The sequence below is a fragment of the Brevibacillus reuszeri genome, assembly GCF_002897295.1.
Lineage (GTDB): Bacteria > Bacillota > Bacilli > Brevibacillales > Brevibacillaceae > Brevibacillus > Brevibacillus reuszeri_A.
In genome coordinates, this window is the sequence record NZ_BEXF01000011.1 from 141,372 (window position 1) to 161,859 (window position 20,488).

The 20,488-nt window shown below is 46.2% G+C and carries 19 protein-coding genes; 5 read left to right on the forward strand and 14 right to left on the reverse strand.

The annotated features are described in order from the left end of the window. Positions 1-5: 5 nt before the first annotated feature. From C3B52_RS18770 to C3B52_RS18785, 4 genes are all read right to left on the reverse strand, one after another. Positions 6-1,478 carry a sodium:solute symporter family protein gene (locus C3B52_RS18770; protein WP_103107925.1) on the reverse strand — a complete coding sequence of 491 codons (1,473 nt, stop codon included), beginning with the start codon at positions 1,476-1,478 and terminating at the stop codon, positions 6-8. Continuing rightward, complete coding sequence (locus tag C3B52_RS18775) at positions 1,478-1,684, reverse strand: DUF3311 domain-containing protein (RefSeq protein WP_103107926.1); 207 nt, start codon at positions 1,682-1,684, stop codon at positions 1,478-1,480. The genes C3B52_RS18770 and C3B52_RS18775 overlap by 1 nt, the downstream gene beginning before the upstream one ends. Positions 1,685-1,757: 73 nt before the next feature. Beyond that, a complete protein-coding gene (locus C3B52_RS18780) occupies positions 1,758-3,029 on the reverse strand; it encodes an amidohydrolase (protein WP_103107927.1) in 1,272 nt (423 codons plus the stop codon). Positions 3,030-3,045: 16 nt separating this feature from the next. Then, a complete protein-coding gene (locus tag C3B52_RS18785; protein ID WP_103107928.1) occupies positions 3,046-4,236 on the reverse strand; it encodes a MalY/PatB family protein in 1,191 nt (396 codons plus the stop codon). Between the two features lie 286 nt (positions 4,237-4,522). Between C3B52_RS18785 and C3B52_RS18790 the strand changes: the two genes are divergently transcribed. Then, entirely contained in the window at positions 4,523-4,951 is a 429-nt protein-coding gene (locus C3B52_RS18790) for a MarR family transcriptional regulator (RefSeq protein WP_164684835.1), read from the forward strand. Between the two features lie 16 nt (positions 4,952-4,967). On the opposite strand, the gene C3B52_RS18795 is transcribed toward C3B52_RS18790, so the two are convergent. The 3 genes from C3B52_RS18795 to C3B52_RS18805 all read right to left on the reverse strand — a co-directional run bounded on the left by C3B52_RS18795 (position 4,968) and on the right by C3B52_RS18805 (position 7,595). Next, positions 4,968-5,828: a DUF2785 domain-containing protein gene (locus tag C3B52_RS18795; RefSeq protein ID WP_235615777.1), complete on the reverse strand. Its 861-nt coding sequence runs from the start codon at positions 5,826-5,828 to the stop codon at positions 4,968-4,970. After that, positions 5,825-6,577 (reverse strand): alpha/beta fold hydrolase, encoded by a 753-nt coding sequence (locus C3B52_RS18800; RefSeq protein ID WP_103107930.1) that lies wholly within the window; start codon positions 6,575-6,577, stop codon positions 5,825-5,827. The genes C3B52_RS18795 and C3B52_RS18800 overlap by 4 nt, the downstream gene beginning before the upstream one ends. Before the next feature lie 94 nt (positions 6,578-6,671). After that, on the reverse strand, positions 6,672-7,595 hold the full coding sequence (locus C3B52_RS18805) for a helix-turn-helix transcriptional regulator (protein WP_103107931.1): 924 nt from the start codon (positions 7,593-7,595) through the stop codon (positions 6,672-6,674). Between the two features lie 169 nt (positions 7,596-7,764). Here C3B52_RS18805 and C3B52_RS18810 point away from each other — a divergent pair, with 169 nt between their 5' ends. Beyond that, positions 7,765-8,079 (forward strand): metal-sulfur cluster assembly factor, encoded by a 315-nt coding sequence (locus C3B52_RS18810; protein WP_103107932.1) that lies wholly within the window; start codon positions 7,765-7,767, stop codon positions 8,077-8,079. On the opposite strand, the gene C3B52_RS18815 is transcribed toward C3B52_RS18810, so the two are convergent. The 6 genes from C3B52_RS18815 to C3B52_RS18840 all read right to left on the reverse strand — a co-directional run bounded on the left by C3B52_RS18815 (position 8,080) and on the right by C3B52_RS18840 (position 16,132). Further along, on the reverse strand, positions 8,080-8,604 hold the full coding sequence (locus tag C3B52_RS18815) for a DinB family protein (protein WP_103107933.1): 525 nt from the start codon (positions 8,602-8,604) through the stop codon (positions 8,080-8,082). Between the two features lie 231 nt (positions 8,605-8,835). Further along, positions 8,836-9,597: an SDR family NAD(P)-dependent oxidoreductase gene (locus C3B52_RS18820; RefSeq protein ID WP_103107934.1), complete on the reverse strand. Its 762-nt coding sequence runs from the start codon at positions 9,595-9,597 to the stop codon at positions 8,836-8,838. 35 nt (positions 9,598-9,632) lie between these two features. After that, positions 9,633-11,276 carry a ribosomal protection-like ABC-F family protein gene (gene abc-f, locus C3B52_RS18825; RefSeq protein WP_103107935.1) on the reverse strand — a complete coding sequence of 548 codons (1,644 nt, stop codon included), beginning with the start codon at positions 11,274-11,276 and terminating at the stop codon, positions 9,633-9,635. A 423-nt stretch (positions 11,277-11,699) separates the two neighbouring features. Continuing rightward, positions 11,700-12,167 (reverse strand): GNAT family N-acetyltransferase, encoded by a 468-nt coding sequence (locus C3B52_RS18830; protein WP_103107936.1) that lies wholly within the window; start codon positions 12,165-12,167, stop codon positions 11,700-11,702. 18 nt (positions 12,168-12,185) lie between these two features. Further along, positions 12,186-15,317, reverse strand: coding sequence for an ATP-binding response regulator (locus C3B52_RS18835; protein WP_103107937.1), 3,132 nt, complete (start codon positions 15,315-15,317; stop codon positions 12,186-12,188). Positions 15,318-15,379: 62 nt separating this feature from the next. Next, positions 15,380-16,132, reverse strand: a complete 753-nt coding sequence (locus tag C3B52_RS18840; RefSeq protein ID WP_103107938.1) for a metallophosphoesterase family protein — start codon at positions 16,130-16,132, stop codon at positions 15,380-15,382. A gap of 41 nt (positions 16,133-16,173) precedes the next feature. Here C3B52_RS18840 and C3B52_RS18845 point away from each other — a divergent pair, with 41 nt between their 5' ends. The 3 genes from C3B52_RS18845 to C3B52_RS18855 all read left to right on the forward strand — a co-directional run bounded on the left by C3B52_RS18845 (position 16,174) and on the right by C3B52_RS18855 (position 19,777). Further along, complete coding sequence (locus C3B52_RS18845) at positions 16,174-17,301, forward strand: SMI1/KNR4 family protein (protein ID WP_103107939.1); 1,128 nt, start codon at positions 16,174-16,176, stop codon at positions 17,299-17,301. Positions 17,302-17,453: 152 nt separating this feature from the next. Further along, positions 17,454-18,011 (forward strand): RNA polymerase sigma factor, encoded by a 558-nt coding sequence (locus C3B52_RS18850; RefSeq protein ID WP_103107940.1) that lies wholly within the window; start codon positions 17,454-17,456, stop codon positions 18,009-18,011. Beyond that, positions 18,008-19,777 (forward strand): DUF4179 domain-containing protein, encoded by a 1,770-nt coding sequence (locus C3B52_RS18855; protein ID WP_103107941.1) that lies wholly within the window; start codon positions 18,008-18,010, stop codon positions 19,775-19,777. The genes C3B52_RS18850 and C3B52_RS18855 overlap by 4 nt, the downstream gene beginning before the upstream one ends. A 127-nt stretch (positions 19,778-19,904) precedes the next feature. Here the strand turns inward: C3B52_RS18855 and C3B52_RS18860 are convergent, their stop codons facing one another. After that, positions 19,905-20,459 (reverse strand): GNAT family N-acetyltransferase, encoded by a 555-nt coding sequence (locus tag C3B52_RS18860; protein WP_103107942.1) that lies wholly within the window; start codon positions 20,457-20,459, stop codon positions 19,905-19,907. Positions 20,460-20,488 lie beyond the last annotated feature (29 nt).

Sequence of the window (20,488 nt, forward strand, 5' to 3'; positions counted from 1 at the left end):
CGTGATTACGATACTTTTTCTACAGGATTGATTATAACCGTAACACCTTTTTGCGTAACGATACTCACGACCAGGCTCACAATAATGTTGACCCCGAGTGCGATGAAGCCAATATTGATATCCTGAATGGCTGGCGGAAAGCTTGGGAACAGCGAGCTCATCGTCGCTCCAGTCACTGCCTGCCAGCCCACAATGATGACTCCCGCCGTGATACCTGCGAAAACGCCCTGCTTCGTTAGCGGATTCTTTTTCAGGAAGTGACAAACGATTGCCGGAGCGAATTGGGTGACGAGACCATATCCCATCAAAAACAGCAAGGTAATGGCTGCACCCCCGCTAAACGTGTTGTACAGAGCAATAAGCGCAAAGACAGGGACCATATAGCGAGCGAGCATCCCAATTTGTTTATCAGTAGCATTGGGTTTGACTACCTTGTAAATGTTCTTCGCAAATAAAGTCGCTGCAGACATCAAGATCAATGAACCCGGTACGATTGCGGTCAGCAGCCCAGCAGCACCAATAAAGCCGACAATAACGGGGTTAAAGGTTTGGGTTGAGATTTTGAACAAGGCAAGGTCTACATTTCCCCCACTCAAGCCGGGAACCTGCAATATAGCTGCCGCTCCAGCAAACAGGACAAACAAAATAAACAGTGCGTAGATCGGCAGCATGATCGCATTTTTTCGCAGGGCATTGCCGCTTTTTGCTGAATAGACAGCGACGAAGGTATGTGGCCACATATAGAAGCCAAGTGAAGTCAGCATGATCGTCGAAATGTACCACGAAGCACTGAAGCCTTTGTCCGGCAAGGATAAGAATCCGGGCTTGGCCGCCTCAATCGCTTCCCACATCGGCTGAATACCGCCGTAGTAATGGACAGGTAAATAGATGCCGAGAAACAGGACGACACCCAGGATCAAAAAGTCTTTGATGACAGCGGTCCAAGCTGAGCCATGTATCCCTGAAATCATGACGTACACAATCATCGCAATCGTCCCCAGCCAAATCGTCAGCTTTGGATCAATTGCTCCATAAGAAGCTTCCGATACAATAATTCCGAGACCCTTTAATTGAATAACCAAATACGGAATGAGGGCAATCAAACCGACCACCGCCACTAATATCCCCAGACCTTTGCTGTTGTACGCTTTTGTAAAAAAATCGGATTGTGATAAGAGCTGATGCTTTTTTCCATAGCTCCATATTTTCGGAGTGAGCCAATACGCGATAATAAAATTGAGCATCGTGATGTTATAAAAGGCAGCTCCCCCTTTTCCATACACCCAGCCACTCGTTCCGAGAAAAGCATTGGTCGTATAGATCTCTCCTGCCATTAATAAGAAGATGAATATCGTTCCAAATCCGCGGCCTCCAACACTCCACTGCTCCAGGCTCATATCTTTGCCCCTGCGTGCCATTATTCCGAGTACGAGGGAGACGATCAGAAAAAAAGTAATAATTCCAATGGAAATGACCATTATTCTACCTCCTCATGCACATCCGGATTCAAGCGATGAACGATCATCATTACTGCACTTCCTAGCAAGATCCACAAAACCATCCAGAACAGTAAAAATGGGAGACCGAGAATATACGGTTCGGAGCTTTTAATAAACAGCACCCCAATCGGCATTCCAAAATAAGCGATGAGCGACAGGATGTAGCAGATTCGTTTGCGTGTCATATAATCTCTCCTTTTTCTTTTTCGGATCGTGATTATATACAGAACATTCTGTCTTTTTCATGTTGCAGAGGGCTTAATAGCCCATTGCTTGAAATAAATCCTCCACACTCCTTTGCTCTGGTGTAAATGCTACCTCCTGCTCGCTACCCAGAAAATCAAGAGTATATTGAACCGTTGCAGCAACACCCAGCTTTAACACATCTTCATCGATATCAAAATGAGCATTATGATGCTCGGCTCCTGTCCCCTTCTCCCCGTTTTCAATCCCTACGAAGGTAAACACGCCCGGGAAATATTTTTGGTAAAAGGCAAACGACTCAGAAGCCATCCAGGCTGGATACGTATATAGGGCATGTGATCCGATTGCTTTTGTAACAGCATTCTGGGCGATCGCCGCACAATCTGCCGGGTTGTAGACAAGTAAATCAACTGCTTTTGGCTCATGCAGGAATTGGTAGGAGCAGCGGTGCAGCTCACATGTTTTTTCTAATAGGCGTCTCAGCTCCTGCTCGGCAAGCACACCTTGGTCATAGTGCAAATAACGAACGGTACCACTGAACTCCAGTGTATCGGGAATTACGTTCCAAGCTGATCCTGAGCTAATACTGCCAATGGAGTATGTAGTCGTCTTGAACGGATCGAGTGACGTTAACCGCATTGCTTTCAGATGGGTGTAAAAGTCGGTAAAGCAATCCAACGGCGAGACAGCCAAATCCGGTCTTGAGCCATGTCCGCTTTTTCCGGTGATTTGTGCCTTAAATCCGAAAGCACTCGACATCCTCGGTCCTGCATCTACCGATATTTTTCCAGCGGGAACATCTGATTTGAGATGGATGCCCCAAACGCCATCCGCGCCGATTTCAACCAGTCTATTGACCAGAGCAAAGATGCCTTTTCCGATCTCTTCGCCTTGCTCAAAAACGAGGATGACTTTTCCTTTTATTTTGTCTTTGTTTTCGGACAATATTTTTGCTGCCCCGAGCAGCATGGCTGTGTGACCGTCATGACCGCATGTATGAGCTGCGTCGTCATTTAGGGAGACTACCGTTTTCTTTCCTTTCAGGTTCGTTTCTGCTTCCTGCATGGGCAGCGCATCGAGGTCCGCTCGCAGGATTAACGATTTACCCTCCTGCTCACCGCGGATCGTCCCGATGATGCCTCCGTTTGGAACGATTTCATACGTGATTCCCAGCTTCTCCAATTCATCTGTAACGACTTTCATCGTGCGTACTTCCTGCATACCGATTTCAGGATGCAAATGAAGATCTCGCCGGATCTCTATGACGTATTCCTCAATCTGCTTCGCAGCCTCGAAGGCATTTAGCGCCGATCCTGTAGTGGTCATTCGCTACACTCCTTTGTTAGGGGATTTGAAACTCTCGCGCTATTCTTTCTAGCGCTTCTTTAATGAGCGGTCTTGGAGAGGGAACGCAAATTCGCTGAAATGGCAGCCCTTCTTGCCCAAACATGCTTCCGTCTTCCAATATGACGTTGGCTTTGTGGTAAATCCGTTCATGAACCTCTTCAGGTGATAAACCGTATCCGCTAAAGTCCATCCACATCACATACGTTCCTTCTGGAATTCTCACTTTTACTTGCGGCATGTTCTCAGCCAAAAATGCTTGGACATAGTCCATCGTTTCGTCGATATATGCTTTTACCTGCTCCAGCCACTCCTCCCCCTCATTATACACGGCAATCAAAGCAGCGATGGTGAATGGCGATGGCAAGCTCATGCCCTGCTCCTGCTTGAAACGGTTTCGCAGCTCCATATTGGAAATGACGACATTGGTACAGTGAAGCCCTGCTGTATTAAAGGTTTTGTTGATGGCTGTGCAGGTGATGATGAGCTCAGAATGATTGGCAGCAGTTTTTGCCAGGGGAATAAAGTGCTGATCCCGCCTGATCAGGTCCCCATGAATTTCATCTGCTATGATCAGGACGTTGTTTCTTACACAAATCTCAGCTAACTTTTGCAGCTCCTCGCTCGTGAAAATGCGTCCAGTAGGATTGTGCGGATGACAGAGAATGAACATGGTGGTGCTGTCTTCTTTTGCCCGCGCCTCGAAATCGTCAAAGTCGATAGAATAATACCCTTCTTCATTGTAGATAAGTGGGTTGTTGACGACTCGTCTTCCGTTCCCCTCGATTGCCGACGTAAAAGGTGGATAGACAGGACGCTGAATGATGATTCCATCACCTGGCTCTGTAAAAGCTTTTACCGCAACATGCAAGGCATGGACGGTGCCAGGGCTGTAGACGATCTCTTCCTTTTTGATCTCCCAGTCATGTCTTTTTTTGAACCAATTGCAAATAGCTGCATAGTACTCATCCGGTATGACTGAATATCCGTATATACGATGATCAACCGTTTTGTGCAAAGCGTCTATCAATGGCTGCGGTACCGGCAAATCCATATCTGCCGTAAAAAGTGGAATCGTCTCTTCATCGTACCGATCGGTGAAGCCTAGCTCCTTTATGAGTGACTCGCCATCCCATTTTAACGAATACGTATTTCTCCGATTTACTACCTCGTCGAAGTTGTACTTCACAAAAAGTCTCTCCCTTTCTGACGGATGTAGTTGCAAAATCATTTTATTAACGCTTACAAAGCAAGAATTCGAAATCAGTTTAGCACCTAAACGATTGGTCGTCAAATGATTTTTGAATTTTTTAAAAACTTGATTTTGATCCTAAAAATGAGCCAAAGAATGGCACTGACAGGTTATGGTATACTATTTATAGCTACTATTCGGAATGATAGTGGCGCCATATATACGCGAGGAAAATGGCTAAAAAGGAGAAAAAATGACAAGAGAAGAAGTTTTTTTTGAATTGATGGAAACGATTTATGAGCTGTCGCGGAAAACGAGCTCGTATGAGAGCGTACCGAGAAAATACGGTACAGAAGATGAGCTGTATATGGTGGAGGCACATACGATTAATCTGATCGGCAATCTGGTGCAAACGAACACATCAGAACTTTCTAAACTTACCAACAAGACAAAGGGTGCCATCTCGCAAATGGTAGACAAGCTCATCAAAAAGGAGCTTGTCACCAAATACAAAAACCCTGAAGATAACCGTGAAGTCATTATTGAGCTGACCGAAAAAGGAAAGACCGTCTATGAGTTTCACAAGGAGCTGGATAAAGTGGAATACGCTAGATTTTTAAACCAGCTGGACGAGTTTACGACAGAGGATTTTCAGAGATACATTGAAATATCTTCGATCATTATTCGGGGGATACGCGCTGGGAATGAATGAGGGCATGAGACTACGATCAGGAATGGTCGCTCACAAAGCGGTTTACTTTTCTTTCGGCTGCAAGTATCACTTCAGTAAGACCGCTCTCGTTTTTGTGGAAATCCTCTCTCTGTCTAAAATAGAGGCTGCGTAAAAAGTTTTTAGTGTTCACTACTGCGATTCCTTTACTTCGGCTTCTCGGCCAGTCAGTGCACCCCGCAAGACCACTTATCCAATTAGCTATTTCCGCTTGTGGGAGCAGATTGTTTGTCAGCATGGTAGATACGATGGTTGCGATCCTCTCATCCTCTTCGTCGTGGAAAATATGCTTCCCGTTATGCAGCATGCCACTAATCGCAGCAAGAACCTCAAGCTGCAGTGCTTCGTCACTCTCCGGACACTGCACCAGCTCATCCAATGCATCTGCTCCGTGAGCGGCACTATGCGCCCACCCGCCTTCGGTCAAATAGCCTCGCAAGTCTTTTTCTTCCTTGTAGTAACGAATCAGGGACTCTTTTACATGCAGGAAATCAGGCTGCTCCAAAAAAGGCCGCTCACAATGTCTCCGCAATATCAATGCGACAGGCAAAACGGAAAACGTTCGAGTAAATACTGACGGCTCACCGTCACTGCCAATATCATAGAACAAATGCTGTTCATCGATTAAGGTCGCCAAAAGACTGCGCAGCTCCTGATCGGTGAATTTGTTTTCTATCGCGATCCAATGGTGAAATGTCGGATAGATCAGATTATCTCTAAGCTCTGGCTGTTGATCACCGATGTATTCCAGCATGAGTGTGACAAAATCTTGCAGCTGCTCTCCTTCACGAAGCTGATAATTCTCCGCTTCAATTCGTTCCAAGTCCCGCATGAATTTTGTTCGAATGTCGTTGTTCATTTTGCTCTCCCCTTTATCATCATCTCGATCTCCTCTATCACGATTTCTGGCTCATCGTGGTGAATATAATGCCTGCTGTGCTGGGCAATTTTAAAACTGCTTTCAGTTGAGAGCTCTTGCATTTTGGCTTGCAAGCCTTGCTCAATTTTCATTATTTCTTGCTGAGGCCAGCCATCTTGCTCATGGTCCGGCAGCCCTCTTGTCAGAATCGATAGCGGAATATTTCCTAGCTGTGAATGCTCTGCGATTTGCTTATAGCTTTGGAGCTTATCGATTTTCTCGCGGTTCAACATCGGATTTTCGAGGTACACCCTGTTTGTTGCCTGCAGCTTTTTCGGTAGTGCTTTTTCATAAGCGAGCTCTTTATATTCCACTGCCGCATCAACGAGGACGAGGCCAGCCACCTGACCTGGATAATAGCTGGCAAACAATCTGGCAAACAAGCCCCCAAAGGAATGGCCAACTACAATAAAAGGCGGCTCGGCAGATACGTGCCGTAACAGCTCGGCAAGCTCCTGCACGAGATCATGACATGTCCGAGGACTAGAGACGGTATCACTTCTTCCAACACCCGCCCTATCGTAAGAAAAGGTACTGGTTATTTGCGCGATCCGATTTTGCACCACATTCCACGTCTCGCAGCTATCTCCCATTCCCGCCAGGAAGAGAACACTTGGCGTTCCTTTTCGCGAGTATTTCGTAAACAATTTGCGGCCACCACAGGTGTAGAAAACCTCTTCAAAGCCCATCCTGCCCTCTTTTCTTGCGCTTTCGAAAGCATCACTTATTCGGGTTCCCAATACATATACCCCACTATAAAGCAAAATGACTGACATCAGTATGTCAGCCATTGTAGAAATTCATGAGTTCCTTCACATATTCTTTTAATTCCTCTCGCAAAAAAAGAGGCTCAATTACTTCGCACTCCTTGCCGAAGCTTAAAATATATTTGAGCAAGCCTTCCTCATATGGAAACTGAGCAACCACCATATAGTGATCGTCTTCTGTTTTTCTGATGGCTTCTTTGGAAAAATACTCTGTAAGCTGCTCACCGATTCGATGAGAGAATCTTAATGTGACCTCGATGCCACGTTTGCTGTAGCTTTCCTCGATTATCTTTTCGATTTCTTCCCAAGACGTCTCTCTTTTGTGAAAGCTTGTGTCCACCCTTAGCTTCCTGATTCGAACCAGCTTGAATCTTCGGTAGTCATTTCTTTTTCGGCAAAAGCCCACCAAATACCACTGACCGGAAACAAAAGCGATATGCACCGGCTCCACTTCTCTTTCGGAATACTCCATCTCTCTGTTTATATAATCAAAGACGAGCAGCTTGCTCTCCTCAATGGCCTGATTCATCAGAAACAAGTATTCCTTTAATTCCTTTTCCATGCTGAAATGGGACATCTGGATGCTCCACTTATCGCTGTCCCTTTTCTCTTGTTTATACGTATTTTCGAGCTTTAGCACGATATCATTGAACTTCTCGTTTTTTCCGAAGAGCACGTCGAGGTTATTCAATACCGCCATAAACGTGTGGGCTTCTGATCTATTGAAAAACAGATTGTCGACCTGATAATTTTCCATCAGGTAGTATCCTCCGCCTTTGCCACCTATCGCGGCAATCGGAATACCAGCTTCCCCGATTTTTTCGATATCTCGATAAATGGTTCGCAAGGATACTTCAAAATGCTCCGCCAGCTCTTTACCCGTAACCATCTCTCTTTTGGACAGGATCAGCAGCATGGAGAGTAAACGATCTACGCGCATCTTTATGTATGACGTTGATTTTCGCAACGTCTCCTCCTCAACATTGCTAACAGCTTTCTTCGATTAAAACACAAAAAACGATACGAGCATAGGCACCTCATTTTACATAAACGCCCGCAAAATGGGTTATCGTAACCGATAGTGATTATTGGGAAAGAGGTGTTCGTGCTTGAATACAACAGATGCGATCTGGTCCGCTTTGGAGGAAGTTCTCGATCCTGAGGTAGGCGTAAATATTGTGGATCTGGGGCTGGTATATGAAGTGGAAGTGGATGAACAGGGACATGCAAACATTGAGATGACGCTAACGATTCCGGAGTGTCCATTGGCAGATGAAATTGTAAGCAATGTAAAAGAAGCAGCAGCGGCCATTTCCGGGGTCAAGGATGTAAACGTCTCGCTCGTTTGGGAGCCAAAATGGAGTCCCGCCAGAATGAATGACCGCGCTAGAGAAGAGATCCGAGCACGTCAACGCATGCTCTGATTACTTTTTCAGTATTCCTAAATATTCTTCCCACGGTCCCACGTCTGTTTGATAGCGCTTAGCCATGACACGTACGATTTGCGCGATATGCGTCAAGTCATGTACTGCCCATGTGGAGATTAATTCTCTTACCTTTACGGAGCCAAAGGCAGGATGCATCCCGGTCAATTCGAGGTGCTGGTCAGGATCAATCAGCTTCTTCAGCTTGGCGATATTTTCTGTTCGAACCGTTTTAAATTCGAGCAGCTTTTGTTCGAGGGTTTTATCTGTTTTTTCATTCAGATGCGAGAAACGGTCAAACGGAGGAAATGGTTTGCTTTCTCCATCCTGCAAAATCATTTCCAGTCTCGGTATCCAGTTGGTTCTCTCACTCTCAATCAGGTGCTCAATCACTTCTGTGGCATTCCATGTTCCTTCGCCCTCGTTGCATTGCACCCACCCTGCTGATAGGCCGGATAAAAAAAGCTCCAATGACTGGGGTGTACGTTCAAGTATTTCGATGACTTCATGTAAGCTAAAATTCATACAGCTGCTCCTTTCTGTAGGGAATACAGATAGCTGGATTAAAAGTCAGTACTGTATTCCATGCAGCCTTGTTCATTTCCTTCCCTTCTCCTGCATAGAAGTGTGCTTACCTTTGGCTGATTACAAAAGCTCCTTGTGCTTCATCAAGGAAAAGAGGCTGTCCAATCGAAGTGATTGAATCAGCCTCTTTGTTATGGTCGCCGGTCGCCCCAAGCCCCGCCGAAAGAGATATTAAACAGTCAAGCTGCCATCTACACTAACCACTGCCCCAGCCATAAAGCTCGCTTTATCAGAAGCTAAAAACAAGACAACCTCAGCGATTTCATCTGGTTGACCGTGACGGCCCATCCGCATCGGGGAAATTTCCTCTGGAACGTATCCACCACCTGCAAACGCATCCGCTACTGTTTTAAAGATGGCTGTCTCGATACCACCCGGGCATACTGCATTGATCCGAATTCCCTTTTTCGCGTATTCAATGGCTGCCCCCTTTGTCATTCCAATGACGGCATGCTTGCTGGCCGAATAAACGGCGATGCTGTGCTCAGGCCGAATACCAGCAGATGATGCTGTATTGATAATTGCCCCTTTTCCTTGCTTTTCCATGATCGGCAGAGCGTATTTCATTCCGAGAAAAACACTTTTCACATTCACGGACATAATCCGCTCGTACTCATCGCTATTGACACTCGTGAACGGAGCGAACATTTGGATGACTCCTGCATTGTTAAACAAAACATCAATGCGTCCATACGCTTCAATTGCCATTTTCACATAATTTTCTACATCCGCTTCTTTGGAAACGTCGGCTTTTACAAAGATTCCCTCACCGCCATTGTTTTGCACGAGCGCCAGTGTCTCCTCTCCTAAAGCCTGATTGAAATCGACCAGGACAACCTGATACCCGTTTTCAGCCATCTTTATGCTGGTCGCTCTCCCGATTCCGCTTGCTGCTCCCGTAATGATCGCTACTTGTTTTGTATTGTTTGACATCATCATTTCTCTCCTTTTTCATCCTTATTTTTGTGTTACTGTTGGAATAGCTGCTCTCGTTTTCGGGCCTCCATGTAGTCTTCGTAATTGCCTTCATAGACCATGGCGCGGTCCGAATGAAGCTCCACGATCTTGTCCGCCAGCTTGTTAAGAAAATATCTGTCATGGGAAATAAACAACAGAGTACCTTCGTACTGGCTCAACGCTGACTCCAATCCTTCCTTGCTAGACAAATCCAAATGGTTCGTCGGCTCATCCAGCACCATGACATTCGCTTCTGCCAGCACCAGCTTGGCCAGGGCTACACGTGCTTTTTCGCCGCCACTGAGTGAAGCTATCTTTTTAAATACGTCTTCTTTGGAGAACAGAAAATTTCCGAGCACTCTCCGAATTTTCGACTCTTCTAACTGAGGAAATGGACTCCACACCTCGTGCAGGATCGTTGCATGGGGCTGGAGGGAAGCCTGCTCTTGGTCGTAATATCCGATCTTCACCTCCTTTCCCCAGATGATCTCTCCGCTATCTGGTGTGAGCTCACCGATGATGGACTTTAGAAGTGTTGATTTACCGATCCCATTTGGCCCGATCAGAGCGACCTTTTCCCCGCGGCTCAGTTGAAAGCTGATGTTCTCCAGCAGCGGCTTATATTCGGGACCATTCCCGTAACCAATCGAAGCATCTCTGACCTGCAACACGTTCTTGTGAGAGGTTTTCCCGACACCAAGCGACAGCTTTGTTCGTTGTAACTCACCAAGCGGTTTGTCGATTCGCTCCAATCGCTCCAGCTGCTTGCGCTTGTTTTTCGCGCTTTTCGCCGAAGTGGCACGCACAATATGTCGTTCAACATACTCTTCCATGCTGGCGATCTGTTCTTGTTGCATCGCATACCTTTTGGCATGAAGCTCTCGATTCCGCTCCTTCTCGCGCAAAAAGCTGGAGTAATTCCCCTCGTAACGCTGGACTTGGGCTCTCTCTACCTCGTATAGAGAAGTGACGAGTCCATCCAGAAAGTACCGATCGTGCGAAACGACCAGAATCGCCCCCGCGTACGCGCGCAAATACTCTTCTAGCCACGCTAGAGCGGTAAAATCCAAATGATTGGTCGGCTCATCCAGTATGAGCAAATCCGGTTCAGCAAGAAGCAGCTTCGCAAGTGCCAATCGCGTTTTTTGACCTCCGCTTAGCTGATCGATCCGAGTATCCTGTGGGATATTTCCAAGCCCCATGCCATGAAGAACACCCCGGATCTTGGACTCTACCTCATAGCCTCCATGCTCCAAAAACCAATCCGATTTCGTAGCGTAACGGCTTAGCAGCGCTTCATAGCTGCGTGTGTCTGCCAGCAGCGCTGGATCACCCATCTGTCTTTCCAGCTCTCTCAGCTCTTTTTCTGTTTGGAGAATATCCTCGAAGACGCTCAGCATTTCATCTTCAATCGAGCTTTCCAAGCAAAGCCCACTATTTTGGCGCAGGAAGCCCATCTTTGCACCTTTTGCCAGATAGATTTCTCCCTGGTCATATGGCAGATCGCCTGCAATCATCTGCAGTAGAGTAGATTTACCCGCCCCATTTACTCCGATTAGACCAATGCGCTCCCCGCGCTCAATTTTCATGGACACGCCAGAGAGTATAGGTGTGCCTCCATAGCTTTTGCTGATACCATTTAGTTGCAGTAACATCTTCCTCACTCATTTCTAATAAAATAAAATCCTATCCTTTCATCACCCTTTTGCCTGCCTGGAATCCATAAAAATGTCGTATTCATCTCGTTTTTCCTCCTTTTTGAGAACGCAAAAAAGACGCCTAATAATACCGGCGTCTGTTGTGTTTCCATTTGTTTTTAAGACATGGCAATCATGGTAGGGTCATGGTTGCACCTTTTACTAAAAGTAGGCTAAAAGTACCGGCACCTGTTTTCGATATGAAGTTTGCTTGCCTAAAAAAGGGCAGACTGGTCCCGTTGCAAGCAAATCTCCGCGCAAAATAGGTGCTTTTACCAATTTTGGTACGTTCTCGAAAACAGTGAACATCACTTTAGCCTCCTTTCCCCAAATGAAAGTATTACTTAATCCCCTTAACAATAGGGGATCGTCCAGCAAAAATCAAGCTGTTTTGCATGGAAGCCGGAGGACTACTTCCTCCCCGTGCCGTTCTCCTGTCTCTTCAAAGCCGAGATTTCGGTACAGCTTGTAAGCGGAATGGTTGTCTGGATAGACAGTTAACCGTATTTCCTGACACTGAGAAAAACGGTTGGTGATATAGGCGATCATCTGTTGCAATGCCGCCTTCCCGTAGCCTTTTCCTTGGTACCTGGCATCGATCAAAAATCCGTTGATCCAGTACATATCGGTTGTTTCTTCCACAAAGGCATGCATCATAAAGCCGACCATCGTCTCTTCATGGTAGATGGCAAAGGGCAAGTATTCTACGCTGTCTCCATCGGGCTTGATGTGTACTTTTGCCAAGGAAATGGCCACAGATGGCACAAATCCGGCTTGCTCCTGCTTTACTTTTAGCTCAAGTGCTTCTAACCAGTTATCTCGTGTGACGGGAGATAATGAGATCGTCATTCGTCTGAGTTCCCCTTTCTATTCCCGATCCGGTATCTCGAACGATACGGTCGTTCCTTCCCCCAGCTTGCTTTGGATGGACAAGCCTTTTCCGTACATCTGGATTAAGCGGCGGTTTGTATTAGACACACCAATCCCGCCCTTTGCCCTCATTTCTTGCCCGAAAAGAAGCTGTACGGTTTCCGCCGACATTCCCTTACCATTATCCTTCACTTCAAAAAGCGTCGAGCTTTGCTGACGAGCGATGCGAATCAGAACGGTGCCACCCTGCATTTGGCTGAGCAGACCGTGCTTGACCGCATTTTCGACGAGCGGCTGAATCGTCAGCGGTGGAATGCGCAAATTGATTTCGGAATCAACGTCCCACTCGACGGCTAATCGGTCCGGGAAGCGTTCTGTTTCGATATACAGGTACGCTTGGACGAGCTCAAGCTCATGTGCGAGCGAAACATGCTCCCCTGAGTTGAGGAAGTCAAAGCTGATGTGCAAATACGAAGTAAAAGCGTCCCCGAGCCTTCTCATTTTTTCCGTATCAATATCGCTTAGTGCCATAATTGAGCTAAGTGTGTTGAACAGGAAGTGCGGATGGATTTGTGCCTGCAAATAAGCGGCTTCCATACGTAGGCGCTCATTGATCGTTTGCTTCAATGTGGTCAACGACCAGACACGGTATTTCAGCTCCATTGCATCAACAGGCTTGGTGACATAATCGTTCGCACCCGATAAAAAGCCGGTGTACACATCCTCTGGCTGGCTGCGAGCTGTTAAAAGTAAAATCGGCAGCTCCGAAATGTTGAAATGCTCACGCACTTTTTGTGTCAGCTCATAACCCGACATATGGGGCATCATTACGTCAATAATAAGCAAGTCCCATTGCTGTTTGCCTAAAAGCTCCAAGGCTTCCCTGGCAGATGTAGACGTACAGATATTGTAGGCAGATGACGAGAGAACACTTTCAATTACCTTTAAATTAACTGGGTCATCATCGATGGCAAGTATATTCGGCTTCCCTTCCGCGATAGCTGGTGCTGCTTCGTGCAGCGCGGACCACATACTGCCTGTGCCATCCATACGGAGCAAATTGTCTGGCGTGATGTGATCCACTCTGACCTGCTCCTCGTAAACGGAGCTCTTCACTGCTGCGCGGCTTTCTGGTGCGGCAAAAGCAAGCTGGAAGCTGAACGTGGAGCCTTTTCCGCGCTCGGATTGAACGGTCAATTCCCCGTTATGCAGCTCCACCAATTGCTTGCAAATACTCAGCCCAAGACCGATGCCTCCCCCCTCACTCATCCCATGAGAACCTTGCTCGTATGGCAAAAAAATACGCTTCTGCGTTTCCACATCCATGCCTATTCCTGAGTCGGATACCCGAATGACCGCATACCCTTTCTTCGCTTTGGCTGAAATCACGATAGTTCCTTCCTCTGTGAATTTCAGCGCATTATGCAGTAAATTAAATAAAATTTGGATGAGCCGTTTTTCGTCAGCGAGCACCGGTGGTAGTGAATCTGGTATGTCTATCTTCACTTCAATCGACTTTCCATCTACTAAATACTTGAGCATGCTGATAACGCCGGACGTTACGGATTGCAGGCTAAGCGGCTCTTTCTTCAGTTTAATATGCTTGTCCTGAAGTCGAACCACATCAAGCAGGTCGTCCAGCAAATGCGACATACGTCGGCTAATTGTGATCAAAAGCTCCATGTCCTCAGCACTTCGCCTGTCCATGGCATGCGCTTCGCTCGTCACAACGCTTTGGGCAATGTTCATAATGCCATGCAGCGGCGTTCTTAATTCATGAGAGGTTTGGGCCAAAAACTGATCCTTCAGCTTGTCGGACTTTTTCAGATGCTCGTTGAGCTTAGCATTTTCCTCCGAATTTCGGAAATAGCGTTTAAACCAATAGGCTGAAAAACCGACGATCGCAGCGATTACGTCAATCGGATAATAGATGTTATCCTTTTCAAATGAATACGTAAAGACACCCCAGAGGACACTGGATAAAATGCTTGTGGCCGCAAACAGCAAAAAGACAGCATCGTGCTGATTAGTGATGACCATTTTGCCGATCAAATAAACAAACCATGCTACCGGGAGTAAATAAAAAATAGCGAACAGTTTGGCCGCTGTTGTCATATAGATGAGTTGCACAGGCGCTACTAGCACAAACAATGAATACAGACAAAGCAGAAAAAGAAAAATCGGAAACACTTTCCTGCCTGGTACTGGTCCTGATAAATATCTGGCCATCAACAATATTAAAAATGACAACCATACGTAGGAGAGCATCTTCACCTTTAGCGCCCAGGAGTAATCAAGTGGCAGCCAAATCAACAGGATGTTGTCGTGATCGGCTACGATCGAAATACTTACGGACAAAAGTAGCAAGAAAAAAACCAAAAAGCCTTTATTTCTTGGATTAAACGAGTACAAAATTCCCGCATACAAGCCATGCAGCAACAAAATAAGGAAGGTCGTCAACTGAAAACCGATCGAATACATACGTTCATTGTCTATGGCTGCCTGCGATCCGAAGCGTATCGATTTCATGATCCCGCCTTTAAAGGGATGATGAAAGTTCGCGACCTGCACCAGCACTTCTACTTCCGTTGCTTCTTTTGCCGTGTAGGAGGCCGTATAGGACAACACCCTTGGCTTATACTCTGACGCCTGCTCTCCAACAACTCCAATTACCGCATCTCTGTTACCGTTTATTTCTACAACAGAAGACGCCTCGATCTGTTGGATCCAGAAAGCGTAAGACTGCTTGGGGTGCTGATCAACGAGAATACGCAATCTATATGTCCCATAGCCATATGAGGAATCATTTCTCGGAGAAAAGCCGCTTCTCCAATCTCCGGGCACCTGTATATAATTCGTGGTGTACCTCGATTCATTGGTCGTATCTTCATGCGTGATAAGTGCCTCGGGATAAAACTCCCACTCACCATCCAAAGGAATCGAGCGAGATTTCTCAAAGTCCCATCCACGCAGATCAATAACCCCTTGCGACACAAAAGGATGCTCTGGTGTCGCGTGAACCGAATACCACAACCATCTGATCGCAAGGAGAAACGCGAGAAACAGGATGACCATTCCTATGTGCTTCAAAATAGATCTAAATACTAATTTATTCCACGCCAATGTCATAATAAGGAAGGTTTCGACACTGCCCTCATGAATCCTTTTTCAGAAGTGCTAGCCGATTCACCTCACAGCTCTGCTCTTCCATAACGAATAGCATAAGCGTAGTCACTTCTATTGTTTTCCTCCGCTCTTTTGGCAGCCTGCTCAAAATCATAGGGAATGTATACATGCTCCACCCTCCAGCTATTATTAAACGGCGCTGCAATCACGTATTTGGCATGTGGACTCTTTGATTCCATCGTATGAGGGTGAGGTGTTTCCTCAAAATAAGCAGGGAGACCAACACTTCCCGGATTCACAATCAGCTTGCCATCCGGCAGCCAAACTGATTTTGGCACATGAGTATGCCCACAGAAGATAATATTTTGCTCTATCGAGGACAGCTCAACCATCAATGTCCCCACGCTTTTGTCAGCACTGCCGAACGGAGCCACTTCCTCAAGCATGTAGACGTCATCGGCAAAAGGGGTTCCGTGGCAAAATAGAAAATCATCCTGTGCCCACTGTTTGTGAAAGGCTCCAATCCAGTCAAGCATCTCTTGCGTGAGCAATGGCTTCACATGCTGAAAGGTGATGGAGTCCATTTGCTCTTGCAGTAAATATCTGTCACAATTGCCCATAATATGAATCATTTCAGATCGTCCCATTAGTTTTTCTGCCGTTGCAATCGGATCAATCGGACCAAACAGTGTATCTCCTAAATTGACGATCGTTTGAATTCCGCGCGAATCAATATCCCGCAGTACAGCTTCCAGCGCATAAATATTGCTGTGTATGTCTGAAATGACGGCGAATGGCTGCTGCAATTTCATTTTCATGAGTTCGTTCACTCCTAACGAATTTGGTAGAGGTGTATTCTATGAAAAACATCGTGAAAGCAATCGAAGGATTATTCAAACAAGAGACAGACGTGGCACCCAAAAGTGCGTTTATTATGCAGGTAGAACAAATGCTGGATCAGTACGAGCGTTTGTTTGAGGATGGAAGCCCATACGTTCTGAATAACAAGCTGACCCGTGCGCAGGTTGGACAGTTTGAAGCGATGGCAAACATTTCTCTGCCTGCAGATTATAAAGAATTCCTGCTGCATATTGGTGATGGCGCTGTACGTGACAGGCAATTCCCTCTCTCCCTCTCGCACGCCAGGGATTGCTTGGAAACTAGTATACGGAATTCTGCAGGCTTTGAATATATGAGCCTTCCTTTTTCCGTAGAGAGCTGCAACCGTTATTACGGAGAAGAGTTTGACGAGATTGATGATGACATTTCCGACGAAGAGCTGGACAAAATCCGGTTCGAGGCATCACAAGGAATCCTGACCGTTCATGATGATGGCTGCGGCTACTATATCGTTCTCGTTGTCGCAGGCGACTTAAAAGGAAAGCTCTATTACATCGACACATGCCATGGACAGGGAGCCCATCTGGTTAGCAATTCCTTTAGCGAGTATTACCTCAAATGGCTGAATCGAAAAATAACCGAACGTCTCGCTTTTTTAGAACAGCATGACAAATTTGAATGTGTTATCACCCATGTAAAGCTCGGGGGAAATGTCAGAGACCTGCATGTCCGCAAGAAGCAAAACGATTTTTCCTTTCAGTTTGAATTCTTTTGTCCAGGTGATTTCGTGCGTGAGGGTGGCCATACGGAGTATACAAAGGTGGATGATCAGCTCGTCGTCTCCCTATCTATGGAGCATAAATCGTACAGTCCGTTGGTGCTGGAAAAGCTGGAAGAAAGCTTTGAGCTGGATGGGGCGCAGTCCCTTACGCTCATGGGGGATCGCTCTGTACATACGGTTATCGGACATGTGAATCGTTTGTTTGAGCATTCGACAGGCGAGAATTGTTTCCCGATTTATGTGGAGGGTCTTGAGCAGGAAATCTTGATCAAAGCGCCAAATGATCTTACGGTTTCTGTTGGGGATGTGTACAAGGTGACGGGACAATTGAATGGCGAGGTTTACAGGATTATGCGGTACAGCTGACAAAGGTTGCTCTTCTCTTACAAACAGAAGAGCATCTTTTTTTATCATTTTTGTAAAAAGTTTGAGAGGGGTAACCCTCCTCCATCGTCTATAGTAGTGAACGAACAAAAAGGAACGGCTGCGCAGCACCCTTTTTGCAAGGAGGTAACAGCATGCAAGACGATCGGGAGATCATTGCGAAGGTTCTTCAAGGAAATAAAGAGGCTTATGCTCTGATCGTCAACAAATACAAAGGCAAAATCGCTTCGATTCTTCAAAAAAGCTTACAGCATTCTCATGACGTGGAGGACATCGTGCAGGAAGTGTTTATTAAAGCATACTACTGCCTGCCAGACTATAATCCAAACCACTCCTTTCCTGCCTGGCTGTATCGGATTGCTATTAATCGCGGGATTGATGAGTGGCGCAAGCGAAAACGAGCTCCTTTTGTGACAGAGATGGACGTAGAGCTAAAGGACGATTGTCCTGCTCCAGAGGATGCCTATCTGGTGAAGGAACAGCGTAATGGTCTCAGGCAGCAGATGATGGTTCTCGATAAGGAGCATCGAACTGTTCTGGCTCTTCATTATCTTCAGCAGCTGAGCTACAGGGAGATCAGCAACAAGCTGTCTTTGTCTGTAGATACTGTCCGAATGCGTCTGTCTCACGCCAGAAAAAAGCTACGCGAGCAGCTTGTCAAAACGGAGAAAAAAGGAGGGCATCCGCTTTGAAGTGCCTTACGCAAGATCAACTGATCGCTTACACAGAAGATCGTTTATCAGCAGTGAACACACAGAAGTTAGAAAGTCACCTCGACCACTGTACCTTTTGCCAAAAGCAGCTGGAGCAATGGGTTGATTATATGCAAGAAACAGCTGATGCCTATTGGGAAAACCCCCTCTCAGAGGATCTGGACCGTAAAATTATTGGCACACTCTCCCCATATCCAGTGAGAGTTTTGAATCGTGTCACGACTATACCAAACACATCCTTGTGGAAGAAAAGGAGTATCACTATCATGAAAAGAATGACATTTGCAGCCGCCGCCTTAACAATCGTAGTTTCGTCGGGAATGCTCATTTCTCCGACCTTTGCCAGCTATGTAAATGCCGCTTTCACAAGCGAACCAATCGATAAGAAAGCTGATCCCGCAGCATCTGTGAACAATCCTATTTTGCAAAAGCATATAGACCCCGGTATTAAGCAAGCTGCCCAGAATGGATTTGCCAAAAAAGTTCTAGCAAGCGCAACTGATCAGGGAGTCACTTTCACAATCAAAGAAGTAATGGCTGACCCTCTGCGAATCAGCATGGTTGCTTCCCTGACCGATCAAAACGGAAAACCACTCGATATTTTTTGGCAGAACATGTTTGATAGCTCAGATCAGGACCCGATTTTTACGATCCGGGACAAACAAGGCAACATTCTCCAGCCTGCTCGTCCTATTGACTCTGGAAAGGAAGAAACGGCCCATAATCCTAATGAAGACTGGGACAGTATAAGAAACACAGACGGCTTCCTGTTCTTGAATCGCGAGCTCCGCAGCTATTTTGATGATCTAACCAAGATTCCAGACGAGCTGGTTGTGGAATTCGATGTCAAAAAAATGGGGGACACAAAAGGAAGCTGGAAGGTGTCCGTACCTGTCGACATGAAAAAGGCAAAGACCGCGACGAAAACCTATGACATCAACAAATCCTATACCACTCCGCAAGGGCTCAAGCTGGATGTCAAGCAAGTAACGTTTGCACCTAGCGCAGTGGAAATGATCATTGATCGAAGCAATACGGAAGGCAATGCGAAAAAAGACTACAGCTACGAGCTTATAAACGATAAAGGTGCGATTCTTGGGGCATGGGATTCCAAAAATATGCTAGGAAGAGCCAGCAAACAAAACAATGTGATCAATCGCTTGAAGTGGCGCAATACATTGCAGATGGAAAACGGGGCCAGAGACTATCATTACTTCCAGCCTATCGACCAGAGTAACACGATTACTTTTAAGCTTGGCTCGGTTTATACAGAAGAAGCTGCTGCTTTTCGCGCAGTGCTAGACCTTGCCCGATTGGAGAAAGAAGCCATTACAGAAGAAGACCAGGGAGACCTGTTTACCTTCAAAAAATTCGTAAAGGACCCGAACAGAGTAGTCGATGTCCCAGGCTTTGATGATGGTGTCTACAGCTTCAAACCCGATGGAACTCCGATTAAGCTGGAAGGATATCAGCTTGCCTTTAAAGGAGAGCTTGGTGAAAACACAGCTCCTATGGCCATGGTTTCCTACTACTGGTCTGTCACCGACGAAAAAGGGAAGAAATACGACGATATTCAATACTTTATTGATCGGACCGATTATCAAAATGGACGGGCCACGTTCGAAGGATCGTTATTCGTCCAAAATATCGAACCACTTCCAAAGCAATTGATCATCACCGCTTCGAAAAGAATGGTTGAGCACCGCAATATAGACTGGGAGGTTCCGATTCTCCGGGGAAAATAAGAAGAGATAGATTGAGTTGTGTCACGATTTGTAGGTAGTTGGCAGTTGGCGGTTGGCGGTACGAGTAGCAAGCCCTCGCACCGCCAGCCTGCTCCCTGCGTAATCATAAGCGCGATTGTGATACAAATTAGCTGCGCACTTTGCTCAAGCAGGATATAAACTCCTCCTGAAGAATGCCCATATGCACGAGGTCATGCCATTTTCCCGCCCGAAACAAAAACTGTCGTGAGGTACCCTCATGCTGAAATCCGATTCTTTCATACAGCTTAATCGCTTTTTCATTAAAGGAAAATACACGAAGTGAGACACGGTGCAAATTCATTTCCAGGAAAGCGTAATCGAGCAATAGTTTTAATGCTTCGCTTCCATACCCCTTGCCCCAGTAGTCCTTTGCCCCGATATCAATAATGCACTCGGCATTGCGGTTTTTAGAATCGATCTGGGTGAGTGCAGTAACGCCAATAGGGGTCTGTGTTTGTATGTCTACGATGATGTAGCTCTTCGATGAGCTTGAACCTAAAATCACCTGACTGACAAATTCCTGCGTACTCTCCCATGTATGGTTATCGATGAATGGACTGGTCGTCTGCATGACCTCTACATCATTTCGCCATGCGTGATAGACGTCTGCATCCTCTGCTGTCATTTTTCTAAGAGCGACTCTCGCCGATCGAAAAAGCATACTAGCTCCTCCTTTTTGCCATTCTTTTG